Origin of the sequence: Dongia sp., from assembly GCF_041910485.1 — a bacterium.
GTDB lineage: Bacteria > Pseudomonadota > Alphaproteobacteria > Dongiales > Dongiaceae > Dongia.
Map to the genome: position 1 here is coordinate 210,443 of NZ_JAYRQR010000062.1, position 16,596 is coordinate 227,038.

Here is a 16,596-nt window from a genome sequence, read left to right on the forward strand (position 1 = left end):
CGACATGTCGAACGATGGCGTCTTTGCCCTGACCTGGAACCGGATCCGACTGCTGAAGGAATCGCCCGTCGGCATGGTGGGCGCGTTCCTGGTGCTGTTCTGGATCTTCGTGGCGATCCTGGCGCCCTGGCTCGCGCCCTATGATCCCAATGCCAATGACATGGAAGCCCTGATGTCGCCGCCGACGGTGGCACATTGGCTGGGGACCGACAATTCCGGCCGCGACATTCTCTCGCGCATCATGTGGGGTTCGCGCACGGTGTTCAAGGTCGCCCCCTTCGCCGTCTTCTGCGCCTACGTGATCGGCTGCCTGTTGGGGTTGATGGCCGGCTATTATCGCGGCTGGGTCGACAGTCTGGTGAACCGCGTCGCCGATGTCTTGCTCTCCTTCCCGGCCATCGTCCTCTACATCATCGTCATCATGCGCCTCGGCGCCTCGGCCACCAACATCGTCTTTGCCGTCATCTTCATCTCTTCGCCGCAGATCATCCGCATCGTGCGCGGCATGACGCTGGAACTGCGCGAACGCGAATATGTGGCGGCGGCCAAGATGCGCGGCGAATCCGCCCTCTACATCATGCTGGTCGAAATTCTGCCCAACGCGCGTGGACCGCTCATCGTCGATGCCTGCCTGCGCATGGGCTACACCACCATCGCCATCGGCGTCCTCGGCTTCTTGGGGCTGGGCCTGCCGCCGCCCGATCCCGATTGGGGCGGCATGGTGAAGGAAACCTATGCCATGATGTCGGTATTCCCGCACATGTCGCTGTTCCCGGCAATCGCCATCTCGTCGCTGGTCGTGGGCCTCAGCCTGCTCGCCGACGGTATGCGCGAGATCAGCCTGCGCGACTGACGGAACGACGGCACCCAGGCCAACAGGACGGGCCAACAGGACGGGCCAACAGGAAAGGTGACAGTGAGATGAGCAGCGCCGCGACATTGGAACGCTCCGCCGCCACGGCCGAGACCAGGAAGCCCATCCTGGAACTCCGCAATGTCTCCATCTCCTATTTCGTCCGCGCCGGCGAACTCAAGGTCGTCCCCAATATCAGCCTGACCCTCTATGAGGGCGAAGCTCTGGGGCTGGTCGGCGAGTCCGGCTGCGGCAAGTCGACGGTCGCCTTCGCCATCATGAAGTATCTGGGTGGCGCCGGTCGCGTCACTGGCGGCGAGATCCTCTTCGAGGGCCGCGACATGACCAAGATGACCGAGGCCGAGCTCCGCGACATTCGCGGCAGCCGCATGGCGATGGTCTATCAAGACCCGATGAGCAGCCTCAACCCGGTCATCCCGGTCGGCAGGCAGCTGATGGAAGTGCCGCTCATCCATTCCAATGCCGGCCAGAAGGAAGCCTATGACCGCGCCGTGCAGATGCTGCGCGAGGTCAATCTGCCGGACCCCGAGCGCATCATGACGCGCTATCCGCACCAATTGTCGGGCGGCCAGCAGCAACGCGTCGTCATCGCTATGGCGCTGATGTCGGAACCCTCGCTCCTCGTGATGGACGAGCCCACGACCGGCCTTGATGTGACCGTCGAGGCCGCGGTTCTCGACCTCGTGGCGCAACTCCGGAAGAAGCACAACAGCGCCATCGTCTTCATCAGCCACAATCTGGGCACCGTCGTGCGCATCTGCGACCGCATCGGCGTCATGTATGCCGGTGAGCTGGTCGAGGAAGGCCCGATCGGCGAGGTCTTCCGCGACCCGCGCCATCCCTACACGCGCGGTTTGCTCAACTGCATCCCGACCCTCAATGCCGACAAGCGCTCGCGCCCCCTCTCGGCCATTCCGGGCCAGGTGCCGCCGATCCTCAACCGGCCCAAGGGCTGCATCTTCGCCCCGCGTTGTCCGCATGTGGTGGCCGAGCGGTGTACAAGTGCCGCCGTGCCGACGCTGATTCACGGCGAGACCGGCTTGCACCGGGTGAAATGCGTGCGCCTTGAGGAGCTGCCGAAGCACGAACGGCCGGGCGCCGGCCAAGTGCCGAACCTCAACGCCGCCAATGACCGGGCCGAAGCAGTCCTCACCCTCGACGGCCTCAAGAAGACCTATCACCAGGCGATCGGCATGTTCGGCAGCACTGGCTATGATGTTCATGCCGTCGACAATATCGACCTTGCGGCCGAGCGCGCCGAGACCCTCGCTATCGTCGGCGAATCCGGTTGCGGCAAGTCCACGCTCGCCAAGGTTCTGACCGGCATCGAGCAGGCAACTGGCGGCAAGGTGACGCTGGCCGGCGCCGACATTGGCGACACGCCGGTCGAAAAGCGCGCCGCCGACACCAAGCGCGCCATCCAGATGGTGTTCCAGAACCCGGAAAGCACGCTCAATCCCAGCCATTCGATCGGCTACATCATGGAGCGCGCGATCTCCAAGCTGAAGCGGATCGGCGGCCGCGAGGCCCGCGCCCAAGTCAACGAATTGTTGTCCACGGTCAACCTGCCGGTTGAGTTCGCCAATCGGAAGTCGCGCCAGCTCTCGGGCGGCCAGAAGCAGCGCGTCGCCATCGCCCGCGCCCTTGCCGGCGAGCCGGAACTGATCCTCGCCGACGAGCCCGTCTCGGCACTCGACGTCTCCGTGCAGGCGGCGATCATCAACCTGCTGGTCGATATCCAGAGGAAGCGCGGCTCGACGCTGCTCTTCATCAGCCATGATTTGTCGGTCGTGCGCTATCTCGCCGACCATGTCGCCGTCATGTATCTCGGCAAGATCATGGAATATGGCTCGGTGACCGACGTCTACGCGCCGCCCTATCATCCCTATACCGAAGCCCTGATGTCGGCGGTGCCGATCGCCGATCCGGATGTGCATCAGACGCGCATCATCCTCGAAGGCAATGTGCCGAGCCCGCAGAACCGGCCCAAGGGCTGCCCCTTCGCCACCCGCTGCCCGCGCAAAGTCGGCAGCATCTGCGACGACACCCCGCCGCCCGAACAGGTGTCGGCGAGCGGCCACCGCATCGCCTGCCACATCCCGATGGATGAACTGGCCAAGGCAACGCAGGTGGTGTTCTAGGGACGAGACGCCAACCTTTCTGTCATGGCCCGCGCAGGCGGGCCATCCACGAATTCGACCGCGACTGAAAGATGGTAGGTCGTGGATCCCCCGCCTGAAGCGGGGGATGACAAATGTTCCGGGCGGACTAACTCAATCTCACTCTTCTTCCAAGCTGAGCAGGCTGGCATTGCCGCCGGCCGCCGTCGTGTCGATGGTGAGCGTGCGTTCCGTCGCGAAGCGGTGCAGGTAATGCGGACCGCCGGCCTTGGGACCGGTGCCGGAGAGGCCTTCGCCGCCGAAGGGCTGCACGCCGACAACGGCACCGATCATGTTGCGATTGACATAGGTGTTGCCGACCCGCAGCCGCTCGGCAATGTACTTCACCTTGCCGTCGATGCGGCTGTGGATGCCCAGCGTCAGGCCATAGCCGGTATCGTTCACCGCAGTCAGGACGTCGTCGAGCTTGTCAGCGGCGTAATGGATCACGTGCAGGACAGGGCCGAAGACTTCGCGTTGCAGTCGGTTGAGGCCGTCGATCCGGTAGGCGACGGGGGCGAAGAAATGGCCGCGCGATGCCGTCCCGTTGAGCGGCGTGCGGTAGATCAGCTTGCCTTCGCGGTCCATGCGCTGGACATGCGCCTCGAGCACCGATTTCGCCTCGGCATCGATCACCGGGCCGATATCGTTCTTGAGCTCCGCCGGGTTGCCAATCTTCAGTTCCGCCATGGCACCGGACAGCATCTCCTCAAGCTTCGCGCCGATATCCTGCTGCACGAAGAGGACGCGCAGGGCCGAGCAGCGCTGCCCGGCACTCTGGAACGAGGAGATAAGCACATCGCGCACCACCTGTTCGGGAAGCGCCGATGAATCGACGATCATCGCATTCTGCCCACCGGTCTCGGCGATGAGCGGGACAATCGGCCCGTCCTTGGCGGCAAGCGTGCGATTGATGAGGCGCGCCGTCTCGGTGGAGCCCGTGAACGCAACGCCGGCAATGCGCGGGTCGCGCGTCAAGGGCGCGCCGACAGTCGGCCCGTCGCCCGGCAGCAGATGCAGGACATCGCCGGGGATCCCTGCCTGATGCAGGATCTTGACCGCGGCGGCGGCAATGAGCGGCGTCTGCTCGGCGGGCTTGGCGATGACACAATTGCCGGCGACAAGGGCGGCACTCACCTGCCCCATGAAGATCGCCAGCGGAAAGTTCCAGGGGCTGATGCAGGCGAAGACGCCACGACCCTGCATGATCAGCTGATTGCGCTCGCCGGTCGGGCCGGGAAGCGGCAGCGGGGCAGAAAAATCGGCCCGGGCGCGCGCCGCGTAATAGCGGCAGAAATCCACCGCCTCGCGCAGTTCGGCGACCGCATCGCCGATCGTTTTGCCGGCTTCACGGATGCAGAGCCCCAGCAATTCGCCGCGCCTTGCTTCCATGAGGTCCGCCGCCTTGTCGAGACAGGCAGCGCGGCTTGCGGCCGGGGTCGCGGCCCAGGCGGCGAAAGCACGGCTCGCGCGCGAGATGGCTTCATCGACGTCGGCCTGGGTGGCGAGCACGACGCGCCCCACCGTCTCGGCGATGTCGGCGGGATTGCGGATATCCTCGGCCTTTCCGCTCTTCTCAACACCACCGATGATGGGGCCCGCCTGCACGGCACCGGACGCGGCACCGATCTCAGCCGACAGTTTCTGCATCCCTTCGGCATCGGTCAAATCGATCCCGGCCGAATTCTGGCGTTCGGCGCCATAGAGGTTGCGCGGCAACGGGATACCCGGATGCGGCTTCGTCTTCAGCTTGCGGACCTGGATCATGGGGTCGGCGACGATCGCGTCGAGCGGCGCTTTCTCGTCGACGATGCGATTGACGAACGACGTGTTGGCGCCATTCTCGAGCAGGCGCCGCACCAGATAGGCGAGCAGATCCTCATGGCTGCCGACCGGGGCATAGACGCGGCAGGGAATGCCCATCGCATCGGTGGGCGTCACCTGATCGTAGAGCGGCTCGCCCATGCCGTGCAGGCGCTGGAATTCCAGCTTCTCGCGCGCCGCTGCCTCGCCGCCCGCCATCTCGATAACGGCGGCCAGCGTGTGCGCGTTGTGTGTCGCAAACATCGGGAAGAAGGCCTGCCCGTCGGAAAGGAGGCGCCGCGCGCAGGCGAGATAAGAGACGTCGGTCGAAACCTTGCGCGTGAAGACCGGATAGTCGGGCAAGCCCCGCTCCTGGCTCCATTTCACCTCGCTGTCCCAATAGGCACCCTTTACCAGGCGCACCATCAGGCGGCGGCGGTTGCGGCGCGCACAATCGGCCAGCCAATCGATGAGCGGCAGGCAGCGCTTCTGATAGGCCTGGATGGCGAGGCCCAGCCCGTCCCAATCCTTCAAGGACGGATCGGCCGCCACCGCTTCGATGATGTCGAGCGAGATGTCGAGGCGTTCGGCCTCCTCCGCATCGATCGTGCAGCCGATACCGGCCTGCTTCGACGCCTGAGCGAGCGCGATCACCTGCGGGACCAGTTCCTTCATCACCCGTTCGCTCTGGGCGAACTCATAGCGCGGATGAAGGGCCGACAGTTTGATCGAGATACCGGGGCCGGCGATGACGCCCTTCCCCTTCGACGCCTTGCCGATCACCCGGATCGCGTTCTGGTACGAGGCGAAATAGCGCTCGGCATCCTTCATGGTGCGGGCGGCTTCGCCCAGCATGTCGTAGGAATAGCGATAGCCGCGCTTCTCGGCGGCTTCGGCGCGGTCGACCGCCTCATCGATATCGCGGCCCATGACGAACTGGCGCCCCAGGATCTTCATCGCTTGCGTCACGGCTTGGCGAATGACCGGCTCGCCGCTCCGTGCCACCAGGCGCTTCAAGACGCCCTTCAAATCGCTGCTCGACTTATCGAGCTGCATGATGCGGCCGGTCAGCATCAACGCCCAGGTCGAGGCGTTGACGAACATCGAATCCGATTCACCCAGATGCTGGCCGAAATCGGCATCCTTCAGCTTGTCGCGGATGAGCTGGTTGGCCGTCTCGCTGTCCGGAATGCGCAGCAGGGCCTCGGCGAGGCACATCAGCACGACACCTTCCTTCGAGGACAGCTCATAGGCATGCATGAAGGCGTCGATGCCGCCTTGGCCCACCCGGTTGCGCCGCACTTCCTCGACCAGCTTGCGCGCCCGTGCCGCAATCCGGTCCTGCATCTCCGCCGGCAGGTCCGCCTGCCCCAGCAGCATTTCGACGATGCCGGTTTCGTCGGCGCGGTAGTGGGTCCGCAGGCGTTGGCGCAAGGAGGTGGGTTCGCTGGGGGACGAGGGCAGGATGAGCGTCATGGTGTTTGGCTAAAGCCTTGAAAGAGCCCAGAAAAACCAATCTGTGACAGAGGTCCTGGGAGGGGTTGACCGAGAATCGCGGGGCACAGTCTAATCCCTCCGGAATCGCCCTGAAAAGCGGCCTTTGGACTACCGAAAACACCCGTTTCCAAGGGGAGTGGATAGAGATGTTCGACGGCTTCAGCCGCTGGCAGGTCCAACTCAACGACCTCAGCTTCAAAGTGATCAAGGGTGGCGAAGGCACCCCGGTCGTGCTTCTCCACGGCTATCCCCAGACCCATATCATCTGGCGGCACATCGCGCCGCTCCTCGCCCGCTCGATGTCGGTGGTCTGCCTCGACCTCAAAGGCTATGGCGACAGTGCGGCCCCTGCGCCGCTGCCCGATTCCAGTAACTATTCCAAGCGGCAGCTGGCGGCTGAAGTCGTTGAAATCATGAAGATGCTGGGCCATGAGCGCTTTTCGGTCATCGGCCACGACCGCGGTGCCCGCGTCGCCTATCGCCTGGCGCTCGACTATCCGGACCGGGTCAACCGCCTGGTGCCGCTCGATATTGTCCCGACGGCTACCTATTGGGAGCAGGCCGACAAGAAATTCGCCATCGGCACCTTCCACTGGGGATTCCTCGCCCAGCCCGGCGGCCTGCCGGAACGCATGATCGGCGCCGATCCGGATTACTGGCTGGAATGGATCATCCGCCACTGGGCCGGCGATATGGCGGCCTTCCCCGACGACATCATGGCGGAATACAAGCGCTGCTTCCGCCGCCCGGAAGTCATCGCCGCGACCTGCGCCGATTACCGCGCCGGGGCCACGATCGATGACAGTCACGATCAAGCGGACCTGAAGCAGGGACGGATGATCGAATGCCCGACGCTGGCGCTCTATTCGGGGACTTTCGTCGATGAGAAGCGCGACCCGCAGAAGCAATGGCAGCGCTGGTGCAAGAAGGTGACGGCCGAGCGCGTCCAGTCGGGGCATTTCATCCCCGAAGAAATACCGGATCAGGTCGTTGGCAAGGTACGGCAGTTCCTGCTGTCGTAAGCAGGCTGCGGCTCAGCAACCCTTCTTGTCGGCCAGTTCGATGAGCCGTGCATTGCGGGCGCGCAGCACGTGCATCTCCTTCTCCGGCTGATCGCGGAGATCAAGGGTCAGCATCGCGGGCGGGAACATCACGCCATCGACGACGGTATAATGGATATTGCGCCGATGCACCTGATCGTCGCGATCGACGAGGCGGGCGATCGCCAGATCGTTTTCACCGGTTTCGCGCAGCAGGTCCATGCAGCTCATGTCGCTATCGGTCGGCCGGATCACCTGGACCAGTTGCGGCACCTCGCCACCACAGGCCGAGACGGCGAGCCCGGCAAGAAGAGTGAGGCGGGAGAGCATGTTCATCGGCGCGCTCACGAGGCAGGGCTCCAGACGGACGGATCAGGCCAGCAGCCCTGATCCTTGGCGATGGCTATGATGTGGCGATTGCGGGCACCGAGCGCCAGCGTTTCACGTTCCTGCGGCGCCTCCGGGAAATCGCCCTCAACCGTCTGATCGACGGCGAACCAGCCGGGCGGGAAGGCCAGCGACAGACCCATGATCATGTCGTTCTTTTCCTTGGCCCAGGCTTCCTCGCGCGCGAGGCTCGACTGCTCTGCGTAATTCGCGGCGACTTCCTTGCGGATGTCGTCGCAGCTCATATAGCGGTCATAGATGGAGACTTCCGGTGTCGGATTGGCCATGCGCCCGCCGCAGCCGGCCAATAGGCCCAGCCCGACACACGCGATGACGCGCACGATTCCAGTCGGCACGAGATGGTGCATGGTGTGTCCCCTTCCCCGGAAAGAACGAACGGGGATATCGTTAATTCCCCATTCTACGCCAGAAATTAGTTAACACAACCTTATCAAGGCTTCGCAATCAAGGCGTTATGGCCATTAGCTGACGGATCTGACGCAGGGCCGCGTCGATTTTGAGCTCAAGCAGGGCCCGCCCCCGCTCGGCACTGGCATGGTCCGGCCGTCCGCTGGCTCCGAGGCCCGCCCAATCCGTGCCGGGCGCCAGCATGTCCGATCGGACGGTATCCGGGGCGATCGCCAGCAGTTCGGAGGTTTCCCGAATGCCGGCATGGGTGCCGATATCCGCCTCGGTCTCGCCGGCCTGCGCCAGCCATTCGACCTGGCCATTGGCCGCGTAATAGGCATCAACCGCAAAGACGTGAACGCCCTTGGGGGCGAATTCGGCATCGAGCCTGGCTGCCGTGTCGGCCTGCATCGCCTGATTGCCGCCGGAATCGCCGATGAGGAGCACGGTCTTGAACCCTTCGGCGATGAAGCTGCGCGCGGCGGATTCAAGCACGGCACCAAAAATCGGCTCGGGCAGGCTGATGGTGCCGGGATAGCGCATATGACCCTGCGGCGGGTCGATCTCACCTTCCGGGACATAGGCGATGACCGGCGCCACCAAAGTCGAACCAAGGCGGCGCGCGATCTCGGCACTGGTGTAGCGGACGATGATGTTGTGCTTGCCCAGGACCAACTGCGGACCGTTCTGCTCGGTTCCACCGGTCGGAATGATGATGGTCGTATATCCCTCCGCCAGCAGGTCGCGCACCTCAGGGCTGGTCAATTGCTCAAGCTCGACCGATGTGGGTGCGGCCAGCGCCACGCTGCCCAGCAACAACAACCCGGCCAGTGCGAATGACGCCAGAAGAACGCGCTGACGACCCATCATGAGTGCTTGCTGGGCCCCGCCGACGACACCGGGCGAGCGAAGCGCGCAGCGATGTTGCGGAACGGGCGCACATAGAGGGCGATCGCCGAATGGAAACGCGGCGCCTCGCCGGTATCGAGGCCGATCGCAAAGGTCTCGCCGGGCTTCGGAACGTAGAGCGTCCCGAACATCCAGTCCCAGAATGCGAAGATGAAGCCCATATTCTTGTCGAGGTGCCGCTTTTCGCGGGAATGATGCACTTGGTGCATCCAGGGGCTGACGAGAATGTGGCTGAGACCCGGCGGATAAGCCATCGGCACATGCGAATGGCGCAAGGTGAAGCCGAACACCAGGAAGACGAAAGTGATGATGTCGACGCCGAGTACTGAGAGGACTGCGTAGGAATCCATCGTCAGATAGCGGAACAGGCCGAACACAATCCCGCTCGCGAAGCCGGTGAGGTTGTAATTGATGATGATCTCCACCGGGTGCATGCGGTAGGCGGTGATCGGCGTCATCACTTCGGCCGAATGGTGGACTTTGTGGAACTCCCACAGAACCGGGATCCGATGATGCAGCAGATGAACCAACCACAGGGTGAAATCAATCGCGAGGGCAGAGACGATGGTGATAACAAGATTCGTGGTTAGGCCCGGCGACATGATTGCCGATGTCGGGGTGCCGAAGGCCCAGGTGAGCAACGCAAAGACAGGCTGCGCCACGGCCGGAACGAGAATGATGAAATAAGGCAGGAACAGGAAGGAGAGAACCCGGTCGATCAGGAAGAAGCGATAGTCGGCCTTGGCCGAGGGGTGCAGATAGATGCTCTTTGGAAAGAGGTACTTCAAGAAGCCGCGCGGTGCATGGGCTGGATCGCGACGCAGGGCCAACAGAAAGACAAAGAGCGCGCAGACAAGACCGCTCACCAGGTAAAGGACGAAGAGCCGCTCGGTCGGATCGACAAAGTAGCGCAAGGGCTCGAAGACGGAGCGCCGGATGTTGTCTATGAAGCCCTGAGGTTCGTTCATGGGCCCAGATTAGGCCAGCGCCGTGAATAAAGTGCAAACGGCGATTTGCCGCGAATTCCTCAAATTGTAGAGATAGTTGACGTCGCCGATCCGGGTGTCAGACGACCATTTGCATGCCGGTTTCGGTATAGATCGACGCGCTGACGCTGATTTCGAGGGAGATATCGACCTCGCTGATCGAACTGATCAGTTCGCCCTCGCTGCCCTCCGCTGGGGCCAGCAATTGGCCCAATGCTTCGCGCTGGCCGGCATCGACATCATGCAGGGCGCCGTCGGCGATCTCCTGCAGATTGCGGAAATAGCGATCATCGTCATCGTCCTGGCCACGGCGGCGCGAACGCGCGATCTGGGCCGCCAGCGAGATGATGCCCTTGGCCTGAATAATCGCGTTGCGGGCATCGCTGGTCAGTTCATGCAGCGCCTTGAAGGATTGTGACCGCTCATCGCCCGCCTGCGCGTCGCTCGCCAGCGGCGACGAGGCGGCAACGGGGGCCGCGTTTGGAGTTGCTGCCGGTGTGCTTCCACTGTCGGCCGTGGCATTGCCGGCCGGAACCGGGTCACTTCCTGATGTACTGTTGGCGGCGGCATTCGCCGCACTGGCCGTGGCTTGCGCGCTGGCCGCGTCGCCCGACGTCGTTGCGCCAGAGCCACTAGAGCCGCTGCCGATACCTTGCGCCAGTGACCGCGCCGCAGCGCCGATCTCTCGCGCCAATTGTGCCGCTTCCGACGCGATGCGGCGCAGTTGTTTCACGTCGCCGGTCGCCGCCAGCATCTGCAATTGCCGGCGCAGCCCTTCGAGCTTCGACTTCGCCTGACGCATCTTTTCGGCGGTGATATCGCTGTTGTTGCCATCGGCGAGCTTTTCGAGCCGCTTCACGATATCGACAGTCGGCGCGTTCTTGGCGGCACTTTCCGGGGCCAAGCGCCAGAAGGCCGCCACGGCACTTTCGTTCTTCCGGAGCGTCCAGGAAGTCGGGTTAAGGCCGGCACTGTCGTCTGCCGCACTCTTCTGGATCAGCGATTTCTGGGTTTGGGTGACGCGCAGGGTCGCGCTCGCCGTCACACTGAGTTGACTGCGCTGGATGATGTTGAAGATGCCACCTGCGACACCCATCGATCCCGCCCGCAAGACGTGTAGCAATGATTAGAAATGTCTCACGGAAGGATATGCCGGGTAAATCGGCAAGATTTACCCGGCACCCGGCAATAATTGCCCAGACAGCACCGTTTTCGGGGATTTAGGCGGAAAGTTTTGCCTTGAGGCGCTCGTTCAGCATGGCCGGGTTGGCCTTGCCGCCCATGGCGCGCATGACCTGACCGACGAAGAAGCCGAACAGCTTGTCCTTGCCGGACCGGTATTCCGCGACCTTGTCGGCATTGGCCGCCATGATCTTGTCGATCTCGGCATCGATGGCGCCGGTATCGAGGACCTGGCGCAGCCCCTTGGCCTCAACGATCTCGCCCGCCGACTTGCCGGTTTCGAACATCTCGGTGAAGACGTCCTTGGCGATACGGCCGGAGATCGTGTTGTCGGAGATGAGACCGACGAGCTCGCCCAGCGCCTTCGCCGAAACCGGGCTCTCCGTGATCGACTTGCCGGCGGCATTGAGCTTGCCGAAGAGTTCCGAGGTCAGCCAGTTGGCGACGAGCTTCGCATCGCGGCCATTGGCGGCTTCTTCGTAGAAATCGGCCGATTCCTTTTCCGCCACCAGCACGCCGGCATCGTAATCGGAAAGGCCCAGCTTCTCGGTGAAGCGCTTGCGCTTGGCATCGGGGAGTTCCGGCAGACCCGCCTTCAACCCTTCGACCCATTTCGGATCGAGGTTGAGCGGCAACAGGTCAGGGTCGGGGAAATAGCGGTAATCGTGCGCATGCTCCTTGGAGCGCATCGAGCGCGTCACACCCTTGCCCGGATCCCAGAGGCGCGTTTCCTGGCGGATCGTGCCGCCCTCCTCGATCACTTCGATCTGGCGGCGCGCTTCATATTCAATGGCCTGCGCGACGTAGCGGATCGAGTTCACATTCTTGATCTCGCAGCGCGTGCCAAGGGGATCGCCAGGCTTACGGACTGAGACGTTGACGTCGCAGCGCATGGAACCTTCATCCATGTTGCCGTCGCAGGTCTCGAGATAGCGCAGGATCGAACGCAGCTTCTTGAGATATGCGGCAGCTTCGTCGGACGAGCGCATATCCGGCTCGGAGACGATCTCCATCAGCGCCACGCCAGCGCGGTTGAGATCGACATAGGTCTTGGTCGGATGCTGGTCATGGAGGCTCTTGCCCGCGTCCTGCTCCAAGTGCAGGCGCGTGATGCCGACCTCGCGGTGCGACCCATCGGGCAGGTCGAGCACGATCGTGCCCTTGCCGACGATCGGCTGGGTGAACTGGCTGATCTGATAGCCGTTCGGCAGATCGGCGTAGAAATAGTTCTTCCGGTCGAAGACGGATTTCAGGTTGATCTCGGCCTGCAAGCCAAGACCGGTCTTTACCGCCTGCTCGACGCAGACCTGGTTGATGACGGGCAGCATGCCGGGAAAGCCGGCATCGACCAGACTCACCTGCGTGTTGGGTTCCGCACCGAACGCGGTGGCGGCCCCTGAAAACAGTTTCGACTTGGAAATGACCTGGGCGTGGACTTCGAGCCCGAGGATCACTTCCCACTTGCCGGTACGGCCTTCGATCAGATTCTTTTCGTCAGTCATCGTCTTACACTCCCGCCGGCAGGGCGGTGAAATTGGCGGCACCTTCGAGCGCCTGGGCCGAGCGCAGCAGCGTCTCCTCGTCGAAAGCGCGGCCGATCAGCTGCAGGCCCAAGGGCAGGCCCTTGGCATCGAGACCGGCGGGCACCGAGATGCCCGGCAGCCCGGCGAGGTTCACGGTCACGGTGAACACGTCCTGCAGATACATCTGCACCGGATCGCCCTCATTCTCGTGGAAGCCGAAGGCCGCCGACGGGGTCGAGGGGGTGAGGATCACATCGACATCCTTGAAGGCGTCGGTGAAGTCCTTGAGGATCAGCGCCCTCACCTTCTGCGCTTGCAGGTAATAGGCATCGTAATAACCGGCCGAGAGGACGTAGGTGCCGATCAGGATGCGGCGCTTCACTTCCTTGCCGAAGCCGGCGGCGCGCGTCAGCTCGTACATCTCGTCGAGGCTGTTGCCCGGCACGCGCAGGCCGAAGCGCACGCCGTCATAGCGGGCGAGGTTCGAGGAGGCTTCCGCTGGCGCGATGATGTAATAGGTCGGCAGCGCGTATTTGGTATGCGGCAGCGAGATCTCCTTGATCTCGGCGCCCTGGGCTTTGAGCCATTCGGCGCCCTTGGCCCAGAGATCGCTGATCTCCTGCGACATGCCGTCGACACGGTATTCCTTGGGAATACCGACGCGGAGCCCCTTGATGTTGCCGGTGAGCGCCTTCCTGAAATCCGGCACGGCCATTTCGACCGAGGTCGAATCCTTGGGGTCATGCCCGGCCATCGCCCCCAGCATGATCGCGCAATCCTCAACCGAGCGGGCGATCGGACCTGCCTGATCGAGCGAGGAGGCGAAGGCGACGATGCCCCAGCGCGAGCAGCGGCCATAGGTCGGCTTGATGCCGACGGTGCCGGTCAGCGCTGCCGGCTGGCGGATCGAACCGCCCGTGTCGGTGCCGGTCGCGGCCATCGCAATGCGGGCTGCAACGGCGGCGGAGGAGCCGCCCGACGAACCACCTGGCACCAGGTCGGTATCATCGCCCTGGCGTTTCCACGGGTTGATGACGTTGCCGTAGTAAGAGGTCTTGTTGCTGGAGCCCATCGCGAATTCGTCGAGATTGAGCTTGCCCAGCATGACGGCGCCGGCGTCGAAGAGGTTCTTCGTCACCGTCGATTCATAGGTCGGCTTGAAGCCTTCGAGAATGTGCGACCCGGCGGTCGTCTGCACGCCCTCGGTGCAGAAGAGATCCTTGATACCGAGCGGGATGCCGTCGAGGGCGCCGAGCTTGCCTCCAGCGGCACGGCGCTTGTCGGAGGCGTCGGCCTGGGCGCGGGCGACGTCCGGCGTCTCGGTGATATAGGCGTTGAGCTTCTTCAGCGAAGCCATCTTGGCAAGATGTGCGTCGGCAAGTTCGCGCGCCGAGAATTTCTTGGCGGCGAGGCCGTCGAGGGCGGCAGCGATGGTGAGGTGGGTCAAATCGGTCATGGCAGCCTCCCTCACTCGACCACTTTGGGGACGGTGAAGAAGCCGTGCGCGGGTTCGGGCGCATTGGCCAGCACCTTGTTGGGATCGCCGCCGTCATTCACCACGTCAACGCGGCGCGGCAGGTCGCGCGCGAGCACGCCCGCCATCGGCTCGACACCCTTGGTATTGACCTCATTCAATTGCTCGATCCAGGTCATGATGCCGGATAGCTCGTCCGCCAAACCGGCGAGGTCGGCTTCCGGCACGCGGATGCGTGCCAAGGTGGCGATATGGGCGACTGTCTTGCTGTCCAATGACATGGCGGTCGATCTGTCCAATCTGCTCGGAAAAGGGTCGAAAATCGGGCCGGAAACTAGCATCCGGGCCCCGCCCGGGGCAACCCGGCCGGAAGCCCCCTCAGTTGCCTTGGAAATAGGTCCCGGCGAGGTGCATGAGGGTATAGAAGCCGAAAGCGACCAACAGGCCGCCGGCAATCCGGTTGAGCCAGACAAAGACCTCGTACGAGATCATGTGCCGGATGAGGCCGACCCCGACGGCGAGGGTCAACCACCAGCCGGCCGACCCCACGAAGACACCCAGGGTCAGGAGCGGCAGCGTCTCAAGATCTATCCGCGCCATGCCGGGCAGGCCGGCAAATATGGCGATGAAGGACAGGATCGTCGTCGGATTGGCCAGCGTCAGTGCCAAGGTCTTGGCGAAATCGGCCAGCAGTGTCTGTGGCACGTCTTCATCCGCATTGGTGATGACGGGCCTTTTGAGGCCGAGATGAACCCCAAAGGCAATGAGGAAGATGCCGCCGCCCAGTTCGAACCAGGTGCGATAGGCCTCGATCCCGCCGCCACCCGCTGTGAGACCGAAGGCGCCGATGATCGCAAAGGCACCGACGGCAGCAAACAGCGTGTCGGCGACGGCCGCGCCCAAACCACCGCAAAAGCCCGCCAGACGGCCCTTTTCCAGCGTCAGGCGAATGCACAGCATGCCGATGGGACCAACCGGTGCGGCCACCGCAAAGCCGATGCCGATCCCTTTCGAGAGAAGGATGATCTCGCGCAGGAGCAGGTCCATGATCAATCGGCCTCCCGCCCCATCGCGGTCGGCAGAACACGACTGTCCTTGGCGCTGGAAAGGGCAATGAGGCTCTGGGTGCGCCGGATCCCCGCCAGGGATTTGAGATGGTGGTCGAGAAATGCCTCATAGGCTGCCGTCGAAGCGACGCGCACCTTGAGCAGATAGGAGAACTCGCCCGCGATGTGGTGGCATTCCAGAACGGGCGGCGCCGCCTGCATCGCCGCGATGAACGCCTGCTCCTCGGCCCGGCCGCCCAGTTCGACCAGCACGAAGACCATGAGGTCGAGCCCCAGCGCATGCGGGTCGATCTCGGCGCGCACGCCCCGGATGGCGCCCTTGGCCCGCAGCCGCTTCAGCCGGTCATTGATGCTGGATGCGGACAAGCCGACGCGCTCGCCCAAATCGGCATAGGCAAGGGTCGCATCAACCTGCATCGAGGCAAGGATATTGCGGTCAATCTCGTCCAGCACTTGCATTCATCCGGTAGAATTTCATATTTTCCGTATTTAGTTCGGCAAAAACCGCTTGTCAACCGGACAACATACGACGGGATAGGCTTCAGTGCCTGAAATATGCCAAACTGGCGCCGCATTCACCGACGACAACATGTCGACGCTAGTACGAGCCCCGCGGAGAGACTACGTGACCAACCGCCTCGCCATCCGGATACGCCAGACCCTGCAGATCTGCGTCTTCGCCCAGACGCTCTTGGCGGCAGTTGCTGCGCCGCTGGTGCCCCTCCGCGCGGAAACCACCGATAAAACCCCGAAACCCGATGCGCTGGCGCCGGATGCGGTCCCCGTCACGGACCCGGCGGAAATCAAGAAGAAGCTCAGCGAGCTCACCATCTATGGCCGCTATTACGATGGCGAGGATTGGATCGAGTACCATCTGGGGGACGGGCGCACGGCCTATTTCGAAAAGGGCTGCACCTATCCGGGGAAATGGTGGGTCGATCATGGCCAAGTCTGTTACGCCTATCCCAATTATCGGGATGGGGCGCCCAATTGTTTCATGATGTTCGTCAGGCCCGATGGCGGCATCCAGTTCGTCGCCTTCTCGGCCGACGATTCACCCTACCTCGCTTCCTCCTCGATCAGGACGGCACCGGGCAATGATGCCCACCTGCCGATCACAGGCCTCAGTCCCTGTCTCAGCGTCTGATTTTATATCTAGCTGATTCAATTCAATAATTTATATTGATAGCAGCATTGCGTCGGATCCACCGCGCTCATCCTTCGGACGTGACAGCGCGTGCATTTCCACTGAATCCACAAATTCGACTCAAATCGTGTGCGTTCTCA

The 16,596-nt window shown here is 63.1% G+C and carries 15 protein-coding genes; 4 read left to right on the plus strand and 11 right to left on the minus strand.

The window, feature by feature from the left end; genetic code table 11:
• Nucleotides 1–4: 4 nt before the first annotated feature.
• Both ACE3PP_RS20610 and ACE3PP_RS20615 read left to right on the plus strand, forming a co-directional pair.
• Nucleotides 5–853 carry an ABC transporter permease gene (locus ACE3PP_RS20610; protein ID WP_374385179.1) on the plus strand — a complete coding sequence of 283 codons (849 nt, stop codon included), beginning with the start codon at nucleotides 5–7 and terminating at the stop codon, nucleotides 851–853.
• A 68-nt stretch (nucleotides 854–921) separates the two neighbouring features.
• Nucleotides 922–3,015, plus strand: coding sequence for a dipeptide ABC transporter ATP-binding protein (locus ACE3PP_RS20615; protein WP_374385180.1), 2,094 nt, complete (start codon nucleotides 922–924; stop codon nucleotides 3,013–3,015).
• A gap of 138 nt (nucleotides 3,016–3,153) precedes the next feature.
• Here ACE3PP_RS20615 and putA read toward each other — a convergent pair whose 3' ends face one another.
• Entirely contained in the window at nucleotides 3,154–6,312 is a 3,159-nt protein-coding gene (gene putA / locus ACE3PP_RS20620; RefSeq protein WP_374385181.1) for a bifunctional proline dehydrogenase/L-glutamate gamma-semialdehyde dehydrogenase PutA, read from the minus strand.
• A 167-nt stretch (nucleotides 6,313–6,479) separates the two neighbouring features.
• Between putA and ACE3PP_RS20625 the strand changes: the two genes are divergently transcribed.
• Nucleotides 6,480–7,355 (plus strand): alpha/beta fold hydrolase, encoded by an 876-nt coding sequence (locus ACE3PP_RS20625; RefSeq protein ID WP_374385182.1) that lies wholly within the window; start codon nucleotides 6,480–6,482, stop codon nucleotides 7,353–7,355.
• Between the two features lie 12 nt (nucleotides 7,356–7,367).
• Here the strand turns inward: ACE3PP_RS20625 and ACE3PP_RS20630 are convergent, their stop codons facing one another.
• From ACE3PP_RS20630 to ACE3PP_RS20675, 10 genes are all read right to left on the minus strand, one after another.
• Nucleotides 7,368–7,721, minus strand: coding sequence for a hypothetical protein (locus tag ACE3PP_RS20630; protein WP_374385183.1), 354 nt, complete (start codon nucleotides 7,719–7,721; stop codon nucleotides 7,368–7,370).
• Nucleotides 7,718–8,128, minus strand: coding sequence for a hypothetical protein (locus tag ACE3PP_RS20635; RefSeq protein WP_374385184.1), 411 nt, complete (start codon nucleotides 8,126–8,128; stop codon nucleotides 7,718–7,720). The genes ACE3PP_RS20630 and ACE3PP_RS20635 overlap by 4 nt, the downstream gene beginning before the upstream one ends.
• Nucleotides 8,129–8,225: 97 nt before the next feature.
• Nucleotides 8,226–9,038: a creatininase family protein gene (locus ACE3PP_RS20640; RefSeq protein ID WP_374385185.1), complete on the minus strand. Its 813-nt coding sequence runs from the start codon at nucleotides 9,036–9,038 to the stop codon at nucleotides 8,226–8,228.
• On the minus strand, nucleotides 9,035–10,045 hold the full coding sequence (locus tag ACE3PP_RS20645) for a sterol desaturase family protein (protein ID WP_374385186.1): 1,011 nt from the start codon (nucleotides 10,043–10,045) through the stop codon (nucleotides 9,035–9,037). The genes ACE3PP_RS20640 and ACE3PP_RS20645 overlap by 4 nt, the downstream gene beginning before the upstream one ends.
• Before the next feature lie 97 nt (nucleotides 10,046–10,142).
• Nucleotides 10,143–11,159, minus strand: a complete 1,017-nt coding sequence (locus tag ACE3PP_RS20650; protein ID WP_374385187.1) for a hypothetical protein — start codon at nucleotides 11,157–11,159, stop codon at nucleotides 10,143–10,145.
• 124 nt (nucleotides 11,160–11,283) lie between these two features.
• The gene (gene gatB, locus ACE3PP_RS20655; RefSeq protein WP_374385188.1) at nucleotides 11,284–12,747 is read right to left on the minus strand and encodes an Asp-tRNA(Asn)/Glu-tRNA(Gln) amidotransferase subunit GatB; all 1,464 of its coding nucleotides are present in this window, start codon (nucleotides 12,745–12,747) and stop codon (nucleotides 11,284–11,286) included.
• 4 nt (nucleotides 12,748–12,751) lie between these two features.
• Nucleotides 12,752–14,224 carry an Asp-tRNA(Asn)/Glu-tRNA(Gln) amidotransferase subunit GatA gene (gatA, locus tag ACE3PP_RS20660; protein WP_374385189.1) on the minus strand — a complete coding sequence of 491 codons (1,473 nt, stop codon included), beginning with the start codon at nucleotides 14,222–14,224 and terminating at the stop codon, nucleotides 12,752–12,754.
• Between the two features lie 11 nt (nucleotides 14,225–14,235).
• Nucleotides 14,236–14,523 carry an Asp-tRNA(Asn)/Glu-tRNA(Gln) amidotransferase subunit GatC gene (gatC, locus tag ACE3PP_RS20665; RefSeq protein ID WP_374385190.1) on the minus strand — a complete coding sequence of 96 codons (288 nt, stop codon included), beginning with the start codon at nucleotides 14,521–14,523 and terminating at the stop codon, nucleotides 14,236–14,238.
• 97 nt (nucleotides 14,524–14,620) lie between these two features.
• Nucleotides 14,621–15,289: a LysE family translocator gene (locus tag ACE3PP_RS20670; RefSeq protein WP_374385191.1), complete on the minus strand. Its 669-nt coding sequence runs from the start codon at nucleotides 15,287–15,289 to the stop codon at nucleotides 14,621–14,623.
• Between the two features lie 2 nt (nucleotides 15,290–15,291).
• Nucleotides 15,292–15,762 carry an Lrp/AsnC family transcriptional regulator gene (locus ACE3PP_RS20675; RefSeq protein ID WP_374385192.1) on the minus strand — a complete coding sequence of 157 codons (471 nt, stop codon included), beginning with the start codon at nucleotides 15,760–15,762 and terminating at the stop codon, nucleotides 15,292–15,294.
• A gap of 172 nt (nucleotides 15,763–15,934) precedes the next feature.
• Here ACE3PP_RS20675 and ACE3PP_RS20680 point away from each other — a divergent pair, with 172 nt between their 5' ends.
• The gene (locus ACE3PP_RS20680) at nucleotides 15,935–16,456 is read left to right on the plus strand and encodes a hypothetical protein (RefSeq protein ID WP_374385193.1); all 522 of its coding nucleotides are present in this window, start codon (nucleotides 15,935–15,937) and stop codon (nucleotides 16,454–16,456) included.
• Nucleotides 16,457–16,596 lie beyond the last annotated feature (140 nt).